Origin of the sequence: Yersinia vastinensis, from assembly GCF_902726565.1 — a bacterium.
In the GTDB taxonomy this organism is placed as follows: domain Bacteria; phylum Pseudomonadota; class Gammaproteobacteria; order Enterobacterales; family Enterobacteriaceae; genus Yersinia; species Yersinia vastinensis.
Genome location: NZ_CACVAF010000006.1, coordinates 74,089 through 93,149, shown reverse-complemented (window position 1 = coordinate 93,149; position 19,061 = coordinate 74,089). Strand labels below are relative to the sequence as shown.

Below are 19,061 nucleotides of genomic sequence, written 5' to 3'. Positions count from 1 at the left end.
TTAATTAAATGGCAACATACCGAGTCTAATAAAAAAAGCCGGGAAATTTCCCGGCTTCAGATGGCGTTCAGCTAAGTATTACTCGGCCTCTTTCACCGGTATTGCTTGTTTCTTCTGATGACTGACTTTGAAATAGTATCCCACCAACAGCAGTGCAATCCACACCAGCCCCACATACAAAGAGATGCGAGTGGTTGGGAACCAACCAATCAGGCCGATGATAAAGACTAAGAAAATGATCGCCAGTACCGAGGTAAAAGTACCGCCACGCAGCGGGAAATCCAGCGCTTTAATCTGATCTTTACTCAAGGAGCGGCGGAAACCAATCTGGGAAAACAGGATCATAATCCACACCCAGACAGTAGCGAAAGTCGCCAGCGACGCGATCACCAGAAAGACATTTTCAGGCATGATATAGTTCAAATACACTGCAATCAGCATAGCGAACATCATCACCAATACTGTAACCCACGGCACTCCGCGTTTGGAAATAGCGGCAAAGGCTTTGGGTGCATGGCCTTGTTCAGCCATCCCATTGAGCATACGCCCGACCCCAAACACATCACTGTTGATAGCGGATAATGATGCGGTGATAACCACGAAGTTCAGTATGCCGGCCGCCACTGTAATCCCCATATGCTGGAAGGTCAGAACAAATGGACTACCATTGGTACCCACCTGATTCCATGGGTAAATAGACATGATGACAAACAAAGTACCGACGTAGAACACCAAAATACGCCATGGTACTGAGTTGATTGCTTTTGGAATGGATTTTTTTGGATTCTCGGCTTCACCAGCAGTAATACCGATAATTTCAATACCGCCATAAGCAAACATTACCAGTTGCAATGACAAAATCATGCCGACAAAACCATTACTGAAGAAGCCGCCGTTAGTCCATAAATTATGAATGCCAGTCGGTTGCCCACCGTTACCAATACCCCAAATAATGATACCAATACCGGCCAGAATCATGATGATGATGGTGGCAACTTTAAAGAATGAGAACCAAAATTCCAACTCGCCGAATACTTTGACACTCATCATATTGATAGCGCCAATAATAAGGACAACACTCAGCACCCATACCCAGTGAGGCACATCGGGGAACCAGACGCCCATATAGATACCGAAAGCGGTCACATCCGCGATCGCAACAATCAGAATTTCAAAGCAATATGTCCAGCCAGTGATGTAACCCGCCATCGGCCCGAGGTAATCTTGGGCATAACGAGAGAAAGAACTGGCCTGCGGGTTATTGACTGACATTTCGCCCAAGGCACGCATGATGATAAATGCCACCACACCACCAATCAGGTATGCCAATAATACACTTGGCCCTGCCATTCTTATTGCATCAGCCGAACCATAGAATAAGCCCGTACCTATTGCTGATCCCAATGCCATAAAGCGGATATGGCGTGTCGTCAGGCCGCGTTTCAGCTTATTTTTGACTGGTAATTCCATCAACATTTTCCCGTCTTTTTTCAGCAAAAAGCCACGGGGATGAGCCGTGGCTAAAAATATCTTATAACTGTGCAGTTATTGCTTGGCAGCAACTTCCTGACGACAGCAGAGGCGATCGTACAACCCTACGACGACGAATACCAGCAGAGAAGGCGATAACCATGCCAGACCTTGTTCAGACAGCGGTAGGTGCTGGGTCCATTCCGGCAAGAAATGCGCAAATGTCGAGGCTTTTACCGCATCGAGAATCCCAAACAGCAAGCTGACCAACATCACAGGGGCCACAATACGCGAAGCATGATGCCACCAGCGCAAGGTGAAACTCATCAACACCAGCACGATGCATGGAGGATAAATTGCTGTCAGCACGGGGATAGAGACCTGAATCAGATGGCTCAGCCCCAGATTCGATACCATCATTGAGAAGATACCAAGAATAAAGACCAGTGCTCGATATGACAAAGGAAGGTACTGAGCAAAGAACTCAGCACAGGCGCAGGTCAGACCCACAGCCGTCACCATACAAGCGATGAAAATCAAAGCCGCTAGGAACACACTCCCCAACCCACCAAAAGTATGCTGAACATAAGCATGCAGCACCACGGCACCATTTTGTGCATCCGGTGTCAGGCTGCCACTACTGGAACCCAACTTAAACAGACTCAGGTAAACCAGCGTCAAACCGACACCGGCAATCAACCCGGCCCAAATGGTGTAACGTGTTAGTAAGCCGGAAGAAACCACACCACGCGAACGAGCAGCGTTGACAATAACAATACCAAAGACCAATGCGCCTAAAGTGTCCATGGTCAGATAACCATTAACGAAACCAGAGGAGAATGGCACTTGTTGGTAAGCGTCCGTTGCCGGAATCAATGGCCCAGCGGGCCAAATCAACGCAGCGATACCCAAGATAGCCAATGCCAAAATTTTCAGTGGTGCCAGAATATGCCCAACCGTATCCAACAAACGCCCCGGATACAGCGAAATCCCGATAACCAATGCGAAATAGACCACACTATAGATAAACAGCGGCAGTGGGCCATCCCCCGTCAGTGGGGCAATGCCGACTTCAAAGGACACAGTGGCAGTTCGTGGAGTCGCAAACAGTGGGCCCACCGCCAGATAACAGACGGTCGCCAGAACCAAGCCCGCGCCACGGCCAATTGGCGTGCTCAAAGCATCAATACCGCCGCCCACACGGGCAAGAGCAATCACCGTAATAACCGGTAATCCAACCGCAGTAATCAGAAAGCCCAGTGCGGCCCACCAAACATGTTCACCGGATTGTAAACCAACCATCGGTGGGAAGATGATGTTGCCCGCGCCAACGAATAAGGCAAAGGTCATAAAACCTAATGCCATAATATCTTTAGATGATAAACGATGACTCATAGTGGTGTGCGTTGCCTAGTTAAATGACCAAAAGAAAAAGTTCTCAGTTGTGGTCTTTCCGACGTGATCGAAACGATACAAAGCTCTGATAAACGCAAACTCCAGCGGTTAATAAGCAATCTATTTCGTCAGTATGCAGTGTTTTTGAAGTTATTTGCAGGTGGAATAGGCCAACAACGGCGGTAAGTAGACCGTTTATAGCGGAGAAAGGCAAGTCAGGATCACAAAAGCAGAGTCTTCATCCAGACAATCCCTCTAAACCAGTTAATCGTGCCAGCTTTAGAGAAATACACGCCATATGATTTGTATCATTTATAGCCAACCGTTAACAATTTAATGAGCAAAACCCAACGCTTCTCGGGTATGAGCCAGCATATCGGGGGGCAGCGGCAGGTAACCATCGTGTGTCACTCTTTTTTGCCCTTCAGGTGATAAAACCCGTGCCAAAAATGCCGCAGTCAAAGGTTCTAACGGCTGACCAGGTGCTTTATTGATGTAGATATACAGATAGCGCGACAAAGGATAGCGGCCATCTTTAACATTTTCGGCCGTCGGCATCACAAAATCCTGACCGTTAGCAGACAGTGATAATGGTTTAACCCCGCTATTACGAAAACCAATACTGGCATAACCCATACTATTTAATGAACCAGCGATGGCTTGCACCACGGATGCCGAACCGGGTAACTCATTGACATTATCCATAAAATCGCCATCGCACAGTACGCGATGTTTGAAAAAACCGTAGGTTCCAGAGGCTGAATTTCGGCTATAAAGTTGTAAGGAACGAGCGGCCCAGCCCTCTCCTAACCCCAATTCGCCAAAACGCACAATTCGACGAGGCTCTCCACAGCGGCGGTTCTGCGAAAAAATAGCATCAAGCTGAGATAAAGTAATTTTATTCAATGGGTTATCTTGATGAACAAAAACCACGAGTGCATCAACAGCAACAGGAACCGCAAGAGGGGGATAACCGTATCGTTGAGTAAATGCAGCGATTTCAGCAGCCTTCATTGGCCGGCTCATCGGACCAAGTTGAGCAGCCCCGGCAGCCAATGCCGCAGGGGCTGTAGAGGATCCCGCCGCTTGTATTTGCAGATTAACACCGGGGTAGTGATGATTAAAATCTTCCGCCCACAGCGACATCAAATTAGCCAAAGTGTCCGATCCGACACTGGAAAGATTGCCAGACAAGGTGTGGCTTGCCGCTACCGATGATGGCTGCTCCGCCACCGTAGGCGATACCACCGGTTGCGCCAATGCGCCATAACTCAGGCAGAGCATGGCATTCAACAGCGCCCATTTTCCCCATCTCATCAACTTGGTGCCCATGCAGTCTTAGGATTTGACTGCATTCTCGGTTAAAACCGTCGGAACAATCAACCGGTTCGGTAAGGTAAAAATAAATCGCGTACCCAAACCAATTTCACTGATAACATCCAAACGCGCGTCATGGTGGCTCAGTGCGTGTTTCACAATAGCCAACCCCAACCCACTCCCGCCAGTTTGTCTTGAGCGAGCTTTGTCCACCCGATAAAAGCGCTCAGTCAGGCGCGGAACATGCTCAGGAGCAATCCCTGGCCCATTGTCGCTGACCTGAAATTGCGCTCCTTGTGGTGTTTGCTGCCAGCACACCTCAATTTTTGTGCCTTCAGGGGTATGATTAACCGCGTTATAAACCAGATTAGAGACCGCACTGCGCAATTGATCTTCGTTACCAAAAACCTTCAGTTGCTCATTGATACGGAAAGTAATCTCATGACGCCCATTACTCAGTGCCTGAACCTCGTGCTGCAACACTTTCAACATACGCGGAATATCGACCTGCTCATTCATATCCACGTTAGGTGCGGCCTCAATGCGTGATAGCGTCAACAGTTGCTTTACCAACCCATCCATTCGCTTGGTCTGCTCTTGCATGGTTCCTAGCGCTTTTTCGCGTAATGGGCCAGACAATTCCTGGTCATGCATCATTTCCAGATACCCTTGTAACACCGTCAGTGGTGTACGCAGCTCATGACTGACATTGGCGAAGAAATTACGCCGCGCCCCTTCCAATTGACGCATTTGCGTGACATCTCGCGCCACCATAAGTAATTGCCCTTCAGAGTAGGGCATCACACGGAACTCCACGTAATGACCATTATTCAATTGCAGGGTTAGTGGGCGAGAAAACTCTTGTTGCTGTAGATACTGACTGAATTCTGGATAACGTAATAAGTTGAGAATATGTTGACCGTTATCTTCCGGCCAACGAAAACACAATAATTTCTGGGCCAGACCATTACACCAAAAAATATTACCGTCGATCGTAGTCATCACCACAGCATCAGGTAATGATTCAGCACCACTGCGAAAGCGCTTGATAAGCAATGCTAATTCGCGACGCCTCCGGCGATTACGCAGTTGCATCTGGTACAAGCCATAAAATAAAGGTTCCCAACTCCAACGCCCGGCGGGTGGCGTCATGCTGCGGTCTAACCACAGCCAGTGAGATAATTTGAGTTGGTTATAGAAATTCCAGATTAAAGCGGCGAGCACTGAAAGCAGTAATAGCCAAGGGAGATACCCAATAAAGGCACCTAACAATAATGCAGGTAAACAAAAAATAGCCAGCTCTAAAGCCAGCGTTTTCCACGATAAACGTTCTAACACAACGAATTCTCCGGCACTGAAAACTCAGTAGCGCGTTGAGAAACGATATCCAGTTCCCCGGACGGTTTGTACCATTTTGTCATGACCATCAATTTCAAGCGCCTTACGTAACCGACGAATATGCACATCAACAGTGCGATCTTCTACATAAACGTTAGTGCCCCAGACATAATTAAGCAACTGCTCACGGCTGTACACACGCTCTGGATGGGTCATAAAAAAGTGCAGCAATTTAAACTCTGTAGGCCCCATATCTAGCGCTTGCTCGTTAGCCATAACCCGATGTGAGGAGGGGTCAAGACTCAATCCTTGCATTTCAATAACTTCTTCTACTGCCATTGGCGATATCCGGCGCATGACTGCTTTAATTCGTGCCACCAGCTCTTTTGGCGAAAAAGGCTTGGTAATATAATCATCCGCCCCTACTTCCAAACCACGAACACGGTCTTCTTCTTCGCCACGAGCGGTCAGCATCATCACAGGAATATCACGTGTCAGTGCTTCACGTTTCATATGCTTGATAAACTGGATGCCCGAACCACCAGGCAACATCCAGTCTAGCAACACCAAATCAGGGAAAGGTTCCGACAAACCCGCCACTGCGCTGTCATAATCTTCGGCTTCTAACGGTTGGTAGCCATTCTGTTCCAACACAAAGCACACCATCTCACGGATTGGTGCTTCATCTTCCACCACAAGTATGCGTCTTGCCATCATCAATCCTGCCAGTAAGTTAGTGGTCACTATGTTATGCCGCGAGCCATTATGCGTCAGTTTTGTGACATTTTTATGAAAAACATCACGCTCTCGTGAGCAATAAGCATAGTGATTAATTTCATGTTAATTGCAAAATACAGCACTCAAGTTTGCGAAGCGCCTCGGAGATTTTCGCCATCACCTTTTTTTAGCCGAGACATCCGGCGAACAGCGTTTATAATCAGCGCCATTCGATGAGAGATAACCTGCCATAGCGGGAGATTTATGCGCATTATTCATACCTCTGACTGGCATTTGGGCCAGCATTTCTTCACCAAAAGCCGTGCAGCCGAACACCAGGCATTTCTGCATTGGCTTATTGAGCAGATCGAAGAAAATCAGGTGGATGCGCTGATTGTTGCCGGTGATATATTTGATACAGGTTCTCCTCCCAGCTATGCCCGTGAGCTATATAACCGTTTTGTAGTCGAACTCCAACCCACAGGGTGCCAATTAGTCGTGCTGGGGGGGAATCACGATTCAGTATCAACACTCAATGAATCTCGGGGTTTGCTTTCCTATTTAAATACCACGGTAATATCCTGCGCCAGCAACCAACTGGAGCAACAAATCATTATCTTGAAAGATCGCCAACATCAGCCTGCCGCGTTGCTATGCGCTATTCCTTTCTTGCGTCCTCGAGATTTAGTAACCAGCCAAGCTGGTGAATCTGGCGGACAAAAACAGTTAGCGTTGCAAGAAGCCATTGCTAATCATTATCACGCGCTCTATCAGCAAGCAGTTGAACTGCGAACGAAGCTCAGCCTATCTTTACCTATTATTGCTACTGGCCACTTAACCACGGTAGGCGTGACCACAAGTGATTCAGTTCGTGATATTTACATCGGGACATTGGATGCCTTCCCTGCACACGCTTTCCCACCAGCCGATTACATTGCTTTGGGCCATATTCATCGCGCCCAACAGGTCGCAAAAACCGAGCATATTCGTTACAGCGGCTCGCCAATAGCCTTGAGCTTTGACGAGTTAAGCAAAGAAAAAAGTGTCTATCTGGTGGAGTTTAAGCAGCAGGTCCTGTCATCAGTAACCCCGCTGTTTATTCCACAATTTCAACCAATGCAGCTAATTAAAGGCGATTTACAACAAATAGAGCATCAACTGGCTAAATTTACTGACCATCAGGGGTTGCCGGTATGGCTAGATATCGAAGTTGCCACTCAAGACTACCTCACTGATATTCAAAGACGAATTCAGGCTCTTGCCGCAGACCTCCCTGTTGAAGTGGTGCTATTGCGCCGCAGTAAGGAACAACGAAATAGCAGTATTGAGCGACAGGAAAAAGAGACCCTCAATGAACTAAGTGTTTCCGATGTATTTGAACGTAGACTCGCGTTGGAGATAGACCTCGCCGAACCTCGCCAACAGCGTATGCGCCAGATGTTCAATCAGGTTGTTGAAGACATTACACAAGATAAAGATGCAGCAGAGGAGCAATCCGCATGAGGATTTTAAGCCTGCGCCTGAAAAACATTAATTCTCTGCAAGGAGAGTGGAAAATAGATTTCACTGCAGAGCCTTTCGCCAGCAACGGGTTATTCGCCATCACTGGCCCCACCGGAGCAGGTAAAACCACTCTGCTGGATGCAATTTGCCTTGCGCTATACCACCAGACTCCGCGCCTGACGGTCACGCCAAGTCATAATGAGTTGATGACACGCCACACTGCAGAGTCACTGGCTGAAGTTGAGTTTGAAGTACAAAATATCCGTTATCGCGCATTCTGGAGCCAGCGCCGCGCTAAAAATAGCCCGGAAGGAAATCTACAAGCCCCCAAAGTTGAGCTGGCACTTTGCGAAGACGGCAAAATTCTGGCTGATAAAGTGCGTGATAAACTGGATATGATTGCAGCAATCACTGGGCTGGATTTTGGCCGGTTTACCAAATCCATGATGCTATCACAAGGGCAATTTGCCGCTTTTCTCAATGCCGACGCCAATGACCGCGCTGAATTATTAGAAGAATTAACCGGTACTGATATCTATGGGCGCTTATCTGAGTATGTATTTGAACAACATAAGCAAGCCAAAATTTCGTTAGATGCCTTACACCAGCGCGCCAGTGGCATTGAACTACTCAATGAAGAACAGCGCTTAGAACTGACCCAACAATTAGACGCTCTGAGTGAACAAGAAAAGCAACTCACTTTAGATCAACGGGTAAATCAGAACCACATAAACTGGCTAACAGGTTGGCAACAGCAGCAAAAAAACTTGCTCGAATATCAACAGCAACAAAAGCTCATTGAGCAAGAATACCAACAAGCTCAACCTGAATTACAGCGGCTCGCTCGTAGTGAGCCCGCGGAGAAATTGCGCCCTTTACTACACGAATGCTCACGTAGCTTGCAAGATTTACAACAATTACAACAACGCATGGCTACGCTGACCCAACAGCAGCATCAACTTCAAACGCAACTGACTCCGTTAGCTCTGGCTCTGGAAAAAGCCAACCTTGCTCGCCAACAACAAACCACCAGGCAATATGAACAAGAAACGCTGATCGAACAAAAAGTGGTTCCACTGGATAACCTTGTTGTTCAGCAACAGCATTTATTAGCGCAATTTGCCACACAGTTGCAGCAATTGCGTGGTAAAGAAAAACAAAGCAGACAACAACTCGAACTTAATGAACAGCAGTTGCGGCAAACTCATCAGCGCCTGCAACAACTTTCCGAATATTCGCACCAACATGCACATCATCAGCACTGGGAAAAAAGCCTTCCTTTGTGGCGTGAACAGTTTCGCCAATTGCAAACGCAACAACGACTATCAGTTGAAAGCGAGCAACAATTACAACAACAGGTCACATTGCTCAACGCATTACAGCAGCAAATTGCCACACTGAATGAACAAGATAAGCAGCAACAAACGGCATTAGTACAAGCTAATTTGCAGGCAGGTAGCATCCAGCAACAACTCTCGGCACTTGAACAATCCCAACCTTCTACACAATTACGCCAACAGTTGAATGAACTTCAGCAACAACGATCAGTGAGACAACAATTAGCCGCGTTATCACCCTTGGCGCAGCAAGTTCAGGCGCAACACGATAAGCAGCAGCAGCAATTTGCTCACCAACAGCAACAGCTAGCAATACTGGAAAAACAGTTAGCGGAAAAACGTCAGTTATACAAACAACAAAAACAACATCTGACGGATTTGGAATCCCTACTGGATCGCGAAAATCAGATAGTTCGACTCGAGGCAGAAAGAGCCAAACTGCAACCGGGAGAAGCATGCCCATTGTGTGGCGCATTGGATCACCCAGCAGTGACTAAATATCAGACGGTAAAACCCTCTGAAACTGCCCAACGTGTTGATAAACAGCGTCAATACGTTGAGAAATTATCGACGGAAGGTTCCGAACTCAGTGCTCAGACTCAAAGCCTGCTTCAGCAACTTCAACACCTAGAGCAAGAGTTACAGCACAGCAAGCAACAGCTGGCCGATTATCAACAGCGCTGGCAAATGTGGATAAAACCACTGGCACTGACATTGGCATTAAATGACACGGCAGCCTTATCAGCTTGGCTGGAGCAACAAGAACAATCAGAACAAACCTGCCAGCAAAAACTTGCCGAATATGAAAAACTGAATCAAGCATATCAACAAGCTAAAGATATACTTGCTCACGTAGAACAGCAGCAACAAAAACATCAACAACAGCTGGCACTCGTCACTCAACGTCAACAAGATACCCAGCAATCTCACCAACAATTGTTGGTACAACATCAGCGTCAACAAAACGACCTGGCGAGAATGCGCCAAGATTTCGATACTGCTTTAGCTGCATTTTCGCTGTCGATACCAGAAGCCGACCAGCAACAAAGTTGGTTAGCTCAAAGAGAAGAAGAAAATCAACGCTGGCACCAGCACCAGCAAGAACAACAACAGCTGGAAATTGGGCAAAAAGCACTGGAAACACAGATTGAAAATGAGCGCCGCTATTTACAAGAATATGTCGATCAGTTAGCTGCCATTAATCAACAACAGCAACAAGCTGAAACCCTACTACAACAACAAAGTCAGCAACGCCAAGCCCTGTTTGGTAACAACAGCGTTACCGAGGTACGCCAGTTATTACGTCAGCAACAGCAACAAGCTGAATTGGCGCAGCAGAATGCCGCACAGGCTCTGCAACAAGCACAATCTCAGCTTAACTTACTCTCGGGTGAACTGGCGGGATTAGAACAACAACATCAACAAAATCAGCAGCGCGCAACAACTGCCCAAACTGAACTGCAACAGGCGCTAGTCAGCAGTGAATTTGCTGATAAAGAAGCATTAGCCGCAGCATTATTGAGTGAAGAAGAAAGACAGCGTTTGCAGCAGTTGAAACAGCTGCTGAATGAACGTCAACAACAAGCCAATATCCGCCAGCAACAAGCCAATGAAGCCTTGGAGCAATATAGACAATCTTGCCCAGAGGGCGTCTCGCAGACCTCTGAATTGGCCATATTGCAGCAGCAATCAGAACAGTTACTGGCACAATTAAAAGCCACTACATTGCGACAAGGTGAATTACGTAATCAGCTAGAAACAGACGCCACTCGTCGTAGCAACCAACATGCTCTATTTGAACAAATTGAACGTAGCCAGCAGCAATATGATGATTGGAGTTATCTCAATCACTTAATTGGCTCCAAAGAGGGTGATAAATTCCGTAAATTCGCTCAGGGCTTAACACTTGACCATCTGGTTTATCTGGCCAATAACCAACTTAGTCGCTTGCATGGCCGCTATCAATTGCAACGCAAAACCAGTGATGCTCTGGAGCTACAAGTAGTCGATACTTGGCAAGCAGATGCAATCCGCGATACCCGCACTCTGTCAGGAGGAGAAAGCTTTTTGGTCAGCTTGGCTCTGGCTTTGGCACTATCCGATTTGGTCAGCCATAAAACCAGTATTGACTCACTGTTCCTCGACGAAGGCTTCGGTACATTGGATGCAGAAACACTGGATACGGCACTGGATGCACTGGATAGCCTGAATGCGTCCGGTAAAACCATTGGAGTTATCAGCCATGTCGAAGCCATGAAAGACCGAATTCCGGTGCAGATTAAAGTCAAAAAAGTCAATGGACTGGGTGTCAGTCGTCTGGATAATCTTTTTAAGATCAGTGACTAAACACCCCGCGCGCCTCAATAGCAACGCTATTCCCCAATGCCATTGGCGTTACAGCTAGGCAGCAAACAAACGCATCCCGATGAGCTTACATCAGTAAGTGATTCGGGTAAGTGAGTGCAGCTAACAACGCTGCCCCCGTCAAGGGCAACGCTATTCCCCAATGTCATTGGCGTTACAGCTAGGCAGCAAACGAATGCATCCCGATGAGCTTACATCAGTAAGTGATTCGGGTAAGTGAGTGCAGCTAACAACGCTGCCCCCGTCAAGGGCAACGCTATTCCCCAATGTCATTGGCGTTACAGCTAGGCAGCAAACGAATGCATCCCGATGAGCTTACATCAGTAAGTGATTCGGGTAAGTGAGTGCAGCTAACAACGCTGCCCCCGTCAAGGGCAACGCTATTCCCCAATGTCATTAGCGTTACAGCTAGGCAGCAAACGAATGCATCCCGATGAGCTTACATCAGTAAGTGATTCGGGTAAGTGAGTGCAGCTAACAACGCTGTAGCGTCAAGGACGAAGGGGAATAGTAGGCCACAACCAAGCCGCACCACGCACCCCACTCGAATCCCCATGCAATGCTTTACGGATAGGCGTCTGGCACTCGCCGCCAAATACCCAAGGGCTGATTAAAGCGGGCAATGTTTTATACAGGCGGTCGACATTGCTCATTCCTCCGCCTAACACCACCACATCGGGATCAAACAGATTGATAACATGGGCCAGCGACTTAGCCAAACGCTGTTCATAATGACCCATGGCTTGTTCAGCTATAGCATCCCCTTGCTCTACCAAGGTGATAATCTCGTGTCCTTTAAGGGGGTTACCACTCAGACGAAAGTAATCAGTGGCAAAGCCAGTACCAGAGACAAAGGTTTCAATGCAGCCTTTTTTGCCACAATAGCAAGCCACTTCCTGTTGATATTGCCGCTCCTCGTCATTCTGCCACGGTAACGGGTTATGCCCCCATTCACCGGCAATACCATTACCTCCGGCGTGCACTCGCCCATTAATTGCAATCCCAGAGCCACAGCCTGTACCGATAATGGCTGCAAACACCAGATGCTTTCCAGCACCGGCACCATCAGTCGCCTCAGAAACGGCAAGGCAGTTAGCATCATTAGCCAAACGCACCGGGCGTGTGAGCAGCCCTGACAGATCTTTATCGACAACCTGACCATTTAGCCAGACAGAATTGGCATTTTTTACCTTCCCGGTAAATGGGGAGAGTGTGCCAGGAATTCCCACCCCCACGCTACCCTGCTCTCCAGTAGCGTGTTCAGCATCGGCAACTAAAGCGGCAATCGCCTGCAATGTTTCTTGGTAATTATGACGGGGAGTATCGACCCGTTTACGGAAAAGTTCCTGTCCATCATTGGCTAAAGCAATAACCTCTATTTTGGTGCCACCTAAATCTATACCAATGCGCATGGTGCTTCACCTCATTGACAGGGTTGTTCTCTATTTTATTAATAAAAATTGTTATTAATACCTCAGTATTAGCAATAAATCCGTTTCTGGCTGAAAACGCTACCAATCAAAGGCTCTAACAATAATAAGAATCCTATCATTCAGTTTGGACAATACCGCGCCGTGGCACAATCTTTGTCACCGGCAATTTTGTACTTTGTGCGATGTGAATCTCTTCAGACAGAAATAATGTTCAACGAATTACCGACTGACTCTGTTTTTTCTTATTCTTTTTACTAGGGGCCGACGCCTCAATTCGTTATCATGCCGCCCTGCGTTTGATTAACTCGCGCGCTCCAAGCGCGCCCGAGCCAGGGATAACACTATGCTGTGGTTTAAGAATTTAATGGTTTACCGTTTGAGCCGGGAAGTTTCACTGTCTGCGGATGAAATGGAGAAACAGTTAAGCGCCCTCAGTTTCACGCCATGTGGCAGCCAAGATATGGCCAAAACCGGTTGGGTCTCACCAATGGGTTCACACAGTGATGCATTAACCCATACAGTTAATGGTCAAATTGTCATTTGTGCGCGTAAAGAAGAGAAAATCTTGCCATCCCCCGTGATTAAGCAAGAGTTGCAGGCCAAAATTGAGCGGTTGGAAGGTGAACAACACCGCAAACTAAAAAAAACTGAGAAAGACTCATTAAAAGATGAAGTTTTGCATAGTTTATTGCCACGGGCATTCAGTCGTTTTAACCAAACGTTTTTGTGGATTGATACCGTCAATGGCCTGATTATGGTGGATGCCGCCAGCGCCAAACGAGCCGAAGACACCTTAGCGCTACTGCGTAAAAGTTTGGGTTCTTTGCCTGTCGTGCCGCTGACATTAGAAAATCCAATTGAACTAACGCTAACTGAATGGGTACGCAGTAAAGAATTACCAGCCGGTTTTGCGTTAATGGATGAAGCTGAATTAAAAGCTATTTTGGAAGAAGGTGGCGTGATCCGCTGTAAGAAGCAGGATCTGTTCAGTGATGAAATTGCAGTACATATAGAAGCTGGCAAGCTGGTCACCAAATTAGCACTCGATTGGCAAGAGCGCATTCAGTTGGTACTGTCCGATGATGGCTCGCTAAAACGCCTAAAATTCTCTGACACTCTGCGCGAGCAGAACGAAGATATTGATAGGGAAGACTTTGCACAGCGTTTTGATGCGGATTTTATTCTGATGACGAGTGAATTAGCGGCTCTGATAAAAAACCTGATTGAAGCTTTAGGTGGCGAAGCACAGCACTAATACGCATCACATCAAAAAAACGTATCGCCCTCTCTGGCATGGAGAGGGCGGAATTCAAAGAAGAAATTAGCTTAAATATTTACATAAATAAGAAGATGCTTCAGCAACCTGCAGATTAAATTCACTTTCCCCCGGGATATAGAAAGTTTCACCCGGCTTGAAGACCTCCCAACCCGCAGAACCAGGAATCAGTACTTTTAAGCTACCGGTGATGACGGTCATTTCTTCCGCTTTAGCGGTACTGAACGTGTACTCGCCTTTCTCCATCACCCCAACGCTAGCTTGCCCAATGCTGTCACTGTCAAAACCAATAGATTTCACTTTCCCGGTAAAATACTCATTAAATTTCAGCATAGTTTTGCACCCGCGTCTTAATCAAAATTGAGCTTTCATATTAGAGTCTCTGTAAACGCTCTGTCACTGATTATTATGGTGAAATGGGATCATCTAACAAAGTTACGAAGAAAGCGTACACTTTGCGACCAAAAGGCACTTTTTTCTATACCTGAAAAGGGATGATTTGAATAAAACGAACCACCTTCACAGCAAAGGTGAAGGTCCACTGGCGGGAAATGAGAGGAATATTAGAGATTACGTAAAATATACAATGCGAGCGAAGTTTCAAAAACGACAATCAATATTGACCAGAAAGCTGGCATAAAATTAGTGTGTTGTTGGATAAAAGATTTGAAGATTTTCATCGGCCCGCCTTGAATGGCCTTGCCTTGAGTGGCATTAACTAACGTAAATGATTTACGTCAAAATGATTCCGTAGGTGATAATTATACGCTTCGTACAATTATCAGGCAATCAGATGGGCTAAATATTCATCCTACAAATAGCAGCTATGACTACTTCACTTTTTCATCGGCTAAAATCTGTAAAATTTGTTCAACAACGTCTTCGGGTGGCTGAGTGGCATCCAGCACATGGTGAGCAACGTCTTGGTATAACGCTTCCCGACTGGCCAGCACATCCAACATTTCCTCAACGATCGGTTTACCTGTCAGACTTGGGCGTTGGGCATCTTCTGGATCTTCGGTTAACCGTTCAGCCAGCACATCAGCAGAGGCTCGCAAATAAATGACTATTCCATGATTACGCATAAATGCACGATTTTCATGAGACAACACCGCCCCCCCTCCCGTCGCCACTACCGTTTTAGCTGCGGTTACGGTTTGTAGGGCAATACTTTCTCGCAGACGAAAACCATCCCATCCTTCGCGTGCGACAATCTCGGCAACACTCGACTGCAATGTTTGCTGCATAAACAAGTCTGTATCAATAAACCGATATTTCAACGCCAGTGCCAACGCTTTCCCTATTGTTGTTTTACCCGCACCACGCGCACCTACCATGAAGATAGCCTGTGTCATTACTTGAAAGTCCTTTAGTATCAACTTCTTAGGATAAATTCTCGGCATCAAAAAACCAGTAACTCGTGTTAACCGGTTAAACAGGATTCACACTCAGCTCTACGCTGTAGATGCAAATCATACCTATAATTGAGAGTAGTGCAAACTTTACAGCACCGTAAAATTAACGATACACCAAGAATGAATAATATTACACAACCACCCGACATGCAGCATTAATTCACATCGGGTGATAACCCTAATTAGAAATCAACACTGGCACGCAGAACAAACTGTCAGGGTTCTCCCACAGCAACCCGCAAATTTCCCCCACTAGAAGGATAATATGTTTTATCAAAGAAGTTTTTCACATTAAGCTGCCATTTCACCTGATAATTATTAATGGGTAGCGAATATGAAATAAATGCATCAGCTACTGTGTAATCATCTAAAGTAAAACTGTTTGCCGCATCACCGGCACGACGACCAACATAACGCACACCCGCCCCTATTCGCAGATAGTCACCACCTTGCCAACCAGTAGAACCCAGTGCTTGTGTTAGGAATAAAGAGGCGCTATTACGAGCGACGTTAGCCATCTGATTACCTTTATTATCAGGATCTTCCGTTACTCTAGCATCTGTATAAGCATAGCTGGCTATCGCACTTAGGTTATCGGTTAACTGCCCTGCCACATCTAACTCAACACCCTGAGAGCGCACACGACCCGCAGTACGGGTGATGGTTTCACCATTGACCAATTCATTAACCATGACATTACGCTTTGCAATATCAAACAGCGCCAATGTACCAGTAACGCCATTAACTAATTCGACTTTGCTACCTATTTCCCAAGATTGTCCCTGCTCCGGTGGCAAAGAATCTATCTGTGTCGCAATAGAGGAATTGGGTTTAAAAGACTCACTGTAGCTGCCGTAAAAAGAAAGCTCGGGTGTTAATTTATAGACCACCCCAGTACGTGGTATCAATTTACTGTCTGAAGTGTCGGTATTGGTGATAAAAGGCCGGCCTTTACCCGCAAAAACATCAAAATGATCGTAACGTAAACCTGCCAGTATCAACCATTTATCCGTCAGTTCAATTGAGTCCTGCATAAACCAGCCGTAACTTTTCAGATTCTCACGCTGGTCACTGTCCTTCGCGCTGACAGCCGTTGAGATTGGCATCAAACCATATATTGGATGGTAGATATTGAAATTCGAGTTCTTTTTACCACGAATCATATCACCACGATATGTACGGTTATCCTCATAATCAAAACCAAATAACATCTGATGACCCATTCCACCCAGATCAAGATCACCATTCAGCGTCATCTGTACCGCTTGGGCACGACTCACTGCACTGGCGGTGGAATCAGCCTGCCGACTCAATACACCGGTCACCGGATCAAGTAGCAATGCTCGAGCCTGATTATCGCTATACCGATTACGGTTATAAGCGTATGTCAGTGAGCTTTTCCAACTATCATTGAGCACCTGATCAATTTGCAGAGTGATATTATCCTGATCACCCCGAGTGGCATTGTAGGCCTCATCAAAGCGGCGAACTCTCGGGGTATCAACCGGCTTGCCCGTACGACTATCAATAATGGTGCCGCGATCAAAAGGAGTGAGATAATCCATATGCTCATAAGCAACGCGTACTGTGGTTGTTTCACCAAACCACATGATTGAGGGTGCCACTACAGTTTGACGATTACGACCAAAATTGCGCCAGTAGTCCGTTTCATCGTGATCAACAATCATTCGATAAGCGAAACCCGATTGGCCTAATGGGCCTGTGACGTCCAACTGGCCACCGCCCCCTTTGAAGCTGCTGCCCCAACCTTCAATATGAGTTTGCTGCACGAGTTGTGGTTTCTTGGTAATGATATTGATTACCCCACCAGGCTCTCCCATGCCATATAGCATTGATGCCGGGCCTTTAAAAACCTCAACCCTTTCAGTGGTCGGGGTAAAATTACGAGCCTGTACCGAGCGGACACCGTCACGCAAAATTGAGCCATCACGATTATCACCAAACCCACGTTTCATCACAGCATCTTGAGTGCCACCCAATGTATTCGATTGCGTAATCCCACTGACATTATATAAAGCTTCATCAATATTTCTTACCGCCTGATCGCGTAATACTTGCCGTGGTACCACATTCACTGCCTGTGGCACATTCAACAGATTGGTATTAGTACGAGTTCCTGTTACCGAAGTTGTCGGTTGGTAGCTTTGTGTGTCAGCTTCGCGCTGCTGGCCAATGACAACGATTTTGGTTCTTTCTTCATTATTCTCATCTGCCGTAAGATTTTCTGCAGCATGGGCTACCGCCCCTATTGCAAGCATAGGAAGGCTGCACCAGTAAACATGCTGGTGCTTAATTATTTTCATTTTTAAACTGACTCCAATAAATCCCTGAAAAAGGTAACGGCAAAAATTGTTGATATAATTGTTGGAAAGTGTGCTGCGGATTAATATCGGCGAAGAGGTCTGGATAAAACGCCTTAGCGAACATTTCTACGGCTACGACGTGATAAGGACTAAGATAAAAATTGTGCCAAATACTGTAGGCTCGTCCGTGGGTCACGGCATCAAGATGAACAAGAATGGGTTGTCCGGATAACACTTGCTGGAAGCTATGTTGCGCTTGTTCCATATTAACTTGCGGGCCCAGTTGCAAACTGGAGAAGCGCTTGCCTACCGGCCCAGCCATGCCAGTAGCGATATAAATATCTGGATTCGCTTGCAGCACATTCTCTGGATTTAGCTCACCGTAAACGGTATTAATGCGCGAAGCAGCAATATTGTCTCCCCCAGCAAACGCAATAAGATCGCCGAGATTACCTTTCGAGGCCGTGGTGCAGCAGCTCTCCCGCCGCCCAAGGTGCAAATGCAACATAACGGTCGGTTTTCGCCCCTGATATTTTGCCAAACGTTGTTGGATCAGCTGCATATGTTGCTGGTAAAAATTGATAAATTTCTCAGCACGAACCTGACGATTAAGCACTTCGCCTAGCAATTTGATACTGGGTACTGTGTGGCTGAGCAGATCAACCCGCAAATCGACATAAATAACCGGAATACCGGCTTTTGTTAAATCTGCCAGTGTTCCATCATCATCTTCTGCACGAGCAAACCGTGGCAAAATAATGAGATCAGGTTGTAATTGGATGAGCCGCTCGACGTTTATCTGCCGAATATTCCCACTACCAATGATTGGAATCTGAGCGATTGCAGGGAATTTTTGTGTATAAAGTTGCCAACTTTGCGCATCAAAACGTTCAAGGTCAGCGGGCCAACCAATCACACGCTGTGCTGGGTTTCCTGGTTCTAGTAATGCCAACGTATATAACATCCGGCTTTCCCCCAGAATGATACGTTGCGGATTATCTGGCACCGCCACCTGACGCCCTAAAATATCTGTGACATTCTTAGCTAACCCGTTTAAAGAAACAGCTAACAGACAAAAAGCCAAGAGAGCTTGAAAATAGCGCATGTACTTCACATAATCAGAAAAAAATAGTCGCGCATGATAATCATTATCATTGAGGTTTTCAATAAAA

Annotated in this window: 13 protein-coding genes; 3 read left to right on the top strand and 10 right to left on the bottom strand. The window is 46.5% G+C overall.

The annotated features are described in order from the left end of the window. Positions 1–78 precede the first annotated feature (78 nt). The 5 genes from proY to phoB form a co-directional block, all read right to left on the bottom strand. Positions 79–1,470, bottom strand: a complete 1,392-nt coding sequence (proY, locus tag HUZ92_RS10610; RefSeq protein WP_050099256.1) for a proline-specific permease ProY — start codon at positions 1,468–1,470, stop codon at positions 79–81. A 75-nt stretch (positions 1,471–1,545) separates the two neighbouring features. Next, positions 1,546–2,865, bottom strand: a complete 1,320-nt coding sequence (gene brnQ / locus HUZ92_RS10605; protein ID WP_050099209.1) for a branched-chain amino acid transport system II carrier protein — start codon at positions 2,863–2,865, stop codon at positions 1,546–1,548. Positions 2,866–3,198: 333 nt separating this feature from the next. Then, positions 3,199–4,182, bottom strand: a complete 984-nt coding sequence (locus tag HUZ92_RS10600) for a PstS family phosphate ABC transporter substrate-binding protein (protein ID WP_050099258.1) — start codon at positions 4,180–4,182, stop codon at positions 3,199–3,201. 21 nt (positions 4,183–4,203) lie between these two features. Next, positions 4,204–5,520, bottom strand: coding sequence for a phosphate regulon sensor histidine kinase PhoR (gene phoR / locus HUZ92_RS10595; protein ID WP_050099210.1), 1,317 nt, complete (start codon positions 5,518–5,520; stop codon positions 4,204–4,206). Between the two features lie 24 nt (positions 5,521–5,544). Next, the gene (gene phoB, locus HUZ92_RS10590; protein WP_050099212.1) at positions 5,545–6,234 is read right to left on the bottom strand and encodes a phosphate response regulator transcription factor PhoB; all 690 of its coding nucleotides are present in this window, start codon (positions 6,232–6,234) and stop codon (positions 5,545–5,547) included. Positions 6,235–6,501: 267 nt separating this feature from the next. Between phoB and sbcD the strand changes: the two genes are divergently transcribed. Both sbcD and HUZ92_RS10580 read left to right on the top strand, forming a co-directional pair. Continuing rightward, positions 6,502–7,740 carry an exonuclease subunit SbcD gene (gene sbcD, locus HUZ92_RS10585; protein ID WP_050099213.1) on the top strand — a complete coding sequence of 413 codons (1,239 nt, stop codon included), beginning with the start codon at positions 6,502–6,504 and terminating at the stop codon, positions 7,738–7,740. Beyond that, entirely contained in the window at positions 7,737–11,423 is a 3,687-nt protein-coding gene (locus HUZ92_RS10580) for an AAA family ATPase (protein WP_145579582.1), read from the top strand. Before sbcD ends, HUZ92_RS10580 begins: the two co-directional genes overlap by 4 nt. Positions 11,424–11,932: 509 nt before the next feature. Here the strand turns inward: HUZ92_RS10580 and mak are convergent. Then, on the bottom strand, positions 11,933–12,853 hold the full coding sequence (gene mak / locus HUZ92_RS10575; RefSeq protein ID WP_050101578.1) for a fructokinase: 921 nt from the start codon (positions 12,851–12,853) through the stop codon (positions 11,933–11,935). A 364-nt stretch (positions 12,854–13,217) separates the two neighbouring features. Here mak and rdgC point away from each other — a divergent pair, with 364 nt between their 5' ends. Next, the gene (gene rdgC, locus HUZ92_RS10570; RefSeq protein ID WP_050101579.1) at positions 13,218–14,129 is read left to right on the top strand and encodes a recombination-associated protein RdgC; all 912 of its coding nucleotides are present in this window, start codon (positions 13,218–13,220) and stop codon (positions 14,127–14,129) included. A 66-nt stretch (positions 14,130–14,195) separates the two neighbouring features. Here the strand turns inward: rdgC and ppnP are convergent, their stop codons facing one another. The 4 genes from ppnP to HUZ92_RS10550 form a co-directional block, all read right to left on the bottom strand. Further along, a complete protein-coding gene (gene ppnP, locus HUZ92_RS10565; protein WP_050101581.1) occupies positions 14,196–14,483 on the bottom strand; it encodes a pyrimidine/purine nucleoside phosphorylase in 288 nt (95 codons plus the stop codon). 497 nt (positions 14,484–14,980) lie between these two features. Next, positions 14,981–15,505, bottom strand: a complete 525-nt coding sequence (gene aroL, locus HUZ92_RS10560) for a shikimate kinase AroL (RefSeq protein WP_050101583.1) — start codon at positions 15,503–15,505, stop codon at positions 14,981–14,983. Positions 15,506–15,780: 275 nt separating this feature from the next. Next, on the bottom strand, positions 15,781–17,889 hold the full coding sequence (locus HUZ92_RS10555; protein ID WP_145579581.1) for a TonB-dependent siderophore receptor: 2,109 nt from the start codon (positions 17,887–17,889) through the stop codon (positions 15,781–15,783). Continuing rightward, complete coding sequence (locus tag HUZ92_RS10550) at positions 17,876–18,994, bottom strand: ABC transporter substrate-binding protein (protein WP_145579580.1); 1,119 nt, start codon at positions 18,992–18,994, stop codon at positions 17,876–17,878. The genes HUZ92_RS10555 and HUZ92_RS10550 overlap by 14 nt, the downstream gene beginning before the upstream one ends. Between the last annotated feature and the right edge of the window lie 67 nt (positions 18,995–19,061).

Coding starts and splice junctions, on each gene's coding strand:
- proY (WP_050099256.1), bottom strand. CDS start 1,470: ATGGAATTACCAGTCAAAAATAAGCTGAAACGCGGCCTGACGACACGC.
- brnQ (WP_050099209.1), bottom strand. CDS start 2,865: ATGAGTCATCGTTTATCATCTAAAGATATTATGGCATTAGGTTTTATG.
- HUZ92_RS10600 (WP_050099258.1), bottom strand. CDS start 4,182: ATGAGATGGGGAAAATGGGCGCTGTTGAATGCCATGCTCTGCCTGAGT.
- phoB (WP_050099212.1), bottom strand. CDS start 6,234: ATGGCAAGACGCATACTTGTGGTGGAAGATGAAGCACCAATCCGTGAG.
- sbcD (WP_050099213.1), top strand. CDS start 6,502: ATGCGCATTATTCATACCTCTGACTGGCATTTGGGCCAGCATTTCTTC.
- HUZ92_RS10580 (WP_145579582.1), top strand. CDS start 7,737: ATGAGGATTTTAAGCCTGCGCCTGAAAAACATTAATTCTCTGCAAGGA.
- mak (WP_050101578.1), bottom strand. CDS start 12,853: ATGCGCATTGGTATAGATTTAGGTGGCACCAAAATAGAGGTTATTGCT.
- rdgC (WP_050101579.1), top strand. CDS start 13,218: ATGCTGTGGTTTAAGAATTTAATGGTTTACCGTTTGAGCCGGGAAGTT.
- ppnP (WP_050101581.1), bottom strand. CDS start 14,483: ATGCTGAAATTTAATGAGTATTTTACCGGGAAAGTGAAATCTATTGGT.
- aroL (WP_050101583.1), bottom strand. CDS start 15,505: ATGACACAGGCTATCTTCATGGTAGGTGCGCGTGGTGCGGGTAAAACA.
- HUZ92_RS10555 (WP_145579581.1), bottom strand. CDS start 17,889: ATGAAAATAATTAAGCACCAGCATGTTTACTGGTGCAGCCTTCCTATG.
- HUZ92_RS10550 (WP_145579580.1), bottom strand. CDS start 18,994: ATGCGCTATTTTCAAGCTCTCTTGGCTTTTTGTCTGTTAGCTGTTTCT.